3 protein-coding genes and 1 pseudogene are annotated in these 4,695 nt (G+C 73.2%); 1 reads left to right on the top strand and 3 read right to left on the bottom strand.

Annotated elements, in window-relative coordinates; all coding sequences use genetic code 11:
- Positions 1 to 94 precede the first annotated feature (94 nt).
- Positions 95 to 1,087: a CorA family divalent cation transporter gene (locus ACIQUT_RS40145; RefSeq protein WP_403570662.1), complete on the bottom strand. Its 993-nt coding sequence runs from the start codon at positions 1,085 to 1,087 to the stop codon at positions 95 to 97.
- Positions 1,088 to 1,389: 302 nt separating this feature from the next.
- Positions 1,390 to 1,806: a hypothetical protein gene (locus ACIQUT_RS40140; RefSeq protein WP_403570660.1), complete on the bottom strand. Its 417-nt coding sequence runs from the start codon at positions 1,804 to 1,806 to the stop codon at positions 1,390 to 1,392.
- 244 nt (positions 1,807 to 2,050) lie between these two features.
- Between ACIQUT_RS40140 and ACIQUT_RS40135 the strand changes: the two genes are divergently transcribed.
- Positions 2,051 to 4,420: an ATP-binding protein gene (locus tag ACIQUT_RS40135; RefSeq protein ID WP_403570659.1), complete on the top strand. Its 2,370-nt coding sequence runs from the start codon at positions 2,051 to 2,053 to the stop codon at positions 4,418 to 4,420.
- A gap of 13 nt (positions 4,421 to 4,433) precedes the next feature.
- Here the strand turns inward: ACIQUT_RS40135 and ACIQUT_RS40130 are convergent.
- A pseudogene (locus tag ACIQUT_RS40130) lies at positions 4,434 to 4,695 on the bottom strand (hypothetical protein); the annotation flags it as partial.

Below are 4,695 nucleotides of genomic sequence, written 5' to 3'. Positions count from 1 at the left end.
AATGGCTGCACACCTACAATCACCACCGCGGACACACCGCGCTCGCAGGCAAACCACCCGCCAGCCGCGTCCCCAACCTCACTGGGCAATACAACTAGGTGTCGTCGAGGCGGCCTTCCTCGTCCTGCAGCCTGCGCCACAGGCCGGTGCGGTGCAGTACGAGGAGCGCGGCGGCCAGGAAGACCACTTGCAGCCCCACGGCGAGCAGCCAGAAGATCGCCCTGCTCTTCAGCTCGTTCGTCAGGTATTCGAAGTTCATGCCGAAGAACCCCGTCACGAAGGTCAGCGGCAGGAAGATCGTCGACACGATCGCCAGGCGGTTGATCACGCCGTTCTGGTCGCCCGACACCAGGGAGGCGTAGCTGGCGAAGGCACGGCGGGCCGCCTCCTGGAGCGACTCGATGGCGGTGAGCGTCAGGTTCGCACTGCGCTGGAACTCATGCGCGAGCCGCTGGCGCGCCTCGGGGAAGCTGCCGCTCATCATGCGGCGAGTGAACGCCTCTTCCGTCACTTGGTGGTAGGGAAGGAGCGTGTGGTGCAGGAGGGCCGCGGTCCGCCGCATCCGCGCCAGCCGGTAGAGCTGCTCGGGCTGCCTTCGGCGGAACATCTCGTCCTCCAGGTCCTCCACGTCCAGCAGGGCCTGGATCGCAGACCGGCGGTAGGTCTCCAGACCCTCGTCCAGCAGGAGGAACAGCATGCCCACCGCGTCCGGGGGACGTTCGTGCGGGAACCGTGCGGTGAGGCTCGCCAGCAGTCCGACCGCGCCCCGGTGCGCCGTCACCAGGTACGTCTCGGTCACCACGGCGTGGACGTGGACGATCCGGCCCTCCTCGACCGCGGGCAGGACGAACGCGGCGCTGTCCCCGAGGAACTCGGCCCGCGCGGCCTCCCCCTCCCGGCCGAGCCATCCCAGCTTCGCAGCGTCCAGGCCCAACAGGTGTACGAGCGGCTGCTCGTCGGGCGCGGTCTCCTCGGGCAGTTCCACGTCCACGAGGAGGAACGGGGATGTCGCGAGGCGCTCGCGCACCTCGGCCGGCCGGATACGCGTCATGACGCCGTCCGGCATGGACATCACCGATACGATCATCGCTCCTCGCCGTACGTCGTCGGATGCGCTGCCTTCCAGCCTGTACACGCGAAGGTGCGGCGCAATCGCAGTCACGCGTTCGCACGACAACGCACCTCGAACAGGTGAGGGAGCCGGCTGCGGGCTGCCGCGCCGCGCAGTTGATCTTCGGACATTGTCGTCGCGCCGTGTCCGGCCGGATACGCACGCATGCCCGTGCCCGGCGGAACGCCCCGGCGGGGAGCCGGGACGACGGGCACCGCACACGGGGGCGGGCCCCTACGGACGCTGCCGTAGGGGCCGCCGAGCGGGACCGGCCGCGCTCACTTCTGCCAGTTGGTCCAGGAGCCGCTGACCAGGCGGTGGCGGTACCAGCGGTCGCCGTCCGTGCCGACGTGGGAGATGGTCGGGTTCCAGGTGTTGTTCCCCTCGACCCGCACCCCGCTGGCGGCCCTGCCGCCCATCGACTGCCAGTCGCTCCAGTTGCCGTTGGCGTGGCTGTAGCGGGTCCAGACCGCGAAGTCCGTGCCGACGATGAACACCTGCCGCTGCCCGTTGGGGTAGGTGTGCCAGGACTCCCCGTACTCGCAGATGTAGTCGCCGCCGAGCCCCGACACGTGGCAGTAGCCCGACGCGGTCGGCGCCGGGGCGGCGGAGGCCGTACCGGCGGTCAGTGCGGCACCGGCCAGCGCGAGGGCGGTGGCGGCGAGCGCCGAGCGGCGGAGGATGGCTAACGTCATGATCGCTCCTGTGACTGAATGAGGCCGTTCCGAAGGGTGGCAAGGGGGGTGTGCCGGACAGGCCCCCCGTGTCCTGATCCGGCACACGACGACCGTACGGCCGTTGACGCACCAGGAGACCTCGTGGAGCGTTGCCGGTCGTTGCCAACCGTCCTTGGCAACGACCGGCAGCGGTTCGGAAGGAAAAGGGAAAGCGAATGGCGCGTCTGAGCCGAAGGCCGCGACGCACGGGGGTCGCAAGGCGTTGACCGGCGAGCATCTCCGTGCACTGCGCGTCCGGCGCGGCTGGTCGCTGGCCCGGCTGTCCGGGCAGGTCCACTACAGCAAGAGCTACCTGAGCCGGGTCGAGAACGGCCTGCGCCCCCTCACCCTCGAACTCGCCGAGCGCTGCGACCGGGCCATGGGCTCGGGCGACGAACTGGCCCGGCTCGTCCACGACCGGCTCCTGTCCGAGCAATCCGACGACGCGGCGGCCCCACCCGTACCGGACGAGCCCCGCACCGGGAACCCGGTCCCCGCCCAGTTGCCCGCCGTGGGGCGGATGTGGGGCCGGGAGGCGGAGATCGGCCGGGCCCGGGCCTTCCTCGACGGGCACGGCGGGCCCGCCGTGATAGCGGTCGACGGGATGGGGGGCGTCGGCAAGACGACGTTCGCCGTCGCGCTCGCCACAGGCCTGGCCCCGTCACGGCCGGACGGGACGCTCTTCGCAGATCTGGGCGCACACGGTCCGTCCGGGAACCGGGCGGCGCCGGAGGAGGTGGCGTCCGGGCTGCTCCACGCCCTGGGGCGGCCGCCGCAGACCGTCCCGGTGGAGCCCGCCGAGCGGATGGCCCTGGTCCGCAGCATGCTCGCGCAGCGCCGGGTGATCGTGGTGCTCGACGACGCCGCGGGCGCCGCCCAGGTGGCACCGCTGCTGCCGGCCGTCGGCGACAGCCTGGCCATCGTCACCAGCCGACGGCGGTTGACCGCCCTGAGCGTACGGCACGGCGCCCTGCGGGTCGGCCTGGAGCCGCTGCCGGTCGACGAGGCCGTGGGGTTCCTGCGGAGTGCGCTCGGCCGGCGGACCGTGCCGGGGGCCCGGGCGGCGGCCGCACCGCGGGCCGGGGCGACCGCTGCCGTCCCGGACGCAACGGATGAAACAGGTGAACGGGACGACACGGACGCCGGGCTGTCGGCCATCGCGCGGTACTGCGGATGCCTGCCCCTCGCCATGATGATCGCCGCCGAGCACGTCATCGAGTGGGGTGACCCGTTCACCGCCGCCCTGGCCGGGCAACCGGACACCGCAGGGGCGCGGCTGGACCTCCTGACGGTGCCGGGAGAGAACAGCACCGCGGTGCGGTCGGTCTTCGCCTGGTCCTACCGGGCGCTCCCCGCCGACCAGGCGCGGGCGTTCCGGCTGCTCGCCCTGCACCCGGGCGCCGAGACGGGCGTGGCGGCCGCGGCCGCCGTCGTGGGGGAGCCGGCCGCGGCGGCCGGTCGGCTCCTCGGCGAACTGCGCGCCGCGAACCTCGTGATGGAGGTGCGGCCCGGCCGCTTCCGGATGCACGACCTGGTACGCGACTACGCCCGCGAATGCGCCCGGGCGGACGAACCCCGGGAAGAGCTGGAGGCCGGCACCGTCCGGGTCCTCGCCTGGTACGCGCACTCGGCCGAATCGGTGGCGGACGTACTGCTGGGCCGGGCACGCCACCGCGTGGACACCGCGGCCGCACCCGACGGGTGCGTGCCGCTGCGGTTCGCCTCGCTGACGGAGGCGCTGGAGTGGTGCGAGGCCGAGAGGGCGAACCTGAAGGCGTGCGTCGAGGCCGCACACACGGCCGGGAACCCGGTGGCGTGGCAGTTGCCGTACGCCCTGTGGCCCTTCCTCTACCTGCGCCACCACCACGGTGACCTGCTCAGCGTCGGAACCGTGGCCCGGAAGGCCGCGGAAGGCGACGGGCCGCGCGCGGTGGCCTGCGCCGAAAGCGTGCTCGCCGCCGCCCGGGCCGGGCTGCGGGACCACGTGCGGGCCGACGGGCACTACAGGCGGGCCGTCGAGCGGTTCGCGGCGGCGGGCGACGCGGTCGGGGAGATCACGGCGCTGGTCGCGTACGCGATGTCCTGCGTACGGCAACGGCGTGACGCGGAAGCCGACGCCCGTATCGCCCGTGCGGTGGAGCTCTCCGCGGGCGCGGGCGACACCTGGGGAACGGGCGTGGCCCTGACCGGCCTCGGCGAGGTACTGCTCGCGCTCGGCCGGCCCGGACAGGCCGTCGCCCCTCTGGAGCGGGCGGAGCAACTCCACCGTGCGCACGGCTCGCTGTGGTTCCAGGCCTCGACCTGGACGCTGATCGCCACCGCACACCGGGACAGGGGGGACCACCGCCGGGCCGAGGCGTGCTACGGGACGGCCATCGGCCTCCACGAACGCACGGGCATGCGCGCCGGAACCGCGCACGCCCTGCACCAGCTGGGCATCTGCCTCCGGGCCCGGGGCCGTGCCCCGCAGGCCCGGAGGGCATTCCGGCGGGCCCTGGAGCTGTACGCCTCGCTCCAGGACCCGCGCGAGCGGACCGTCGGGGAATCCCTGGCCGAAGCCGAAGCCGAAGCCGAAGCCGGGCGGCCGGGTTGAGCTTCTCCTCCGGTTACTTCGGGCCGAAGGTGAGGATCAGCTGCGGAGCGGCGTCCGCGGCGGTCGCCTCCTTGGACCACAGCCACAGCGGGTCCGTGCCCTTGCCGGTCAGCGCGAGGCCGTGGCTGCCGCCCAGCAGCGCCGAGACCGCGGCGGTGTCCAGCGGGGCGCTGTGCAGGCCCGAGCCGTCCGGGATGGCGGCGAAGCTGCCCAGCGGGGTGGTGCCCACGGCCGGCTTGGTGGTGTAGGAGGTGGTGTCTCCGCTCCAGGTGCCG

Origin of the sequence: Streptomyces sp. NPDC090445 (genome assembly GCF_044769385.1) — a bacterium.
Classification (GTDB): domain Bacteria; phylum Actinomycetota; class Actinomycetes; order Streptomycetales; family Streptomycetaceae; genus Streptomyces.
Note: the sequence above shows the minus strand (reverse complement) of the source record. Positions and strands in the feature narration are given on the sequence as shown.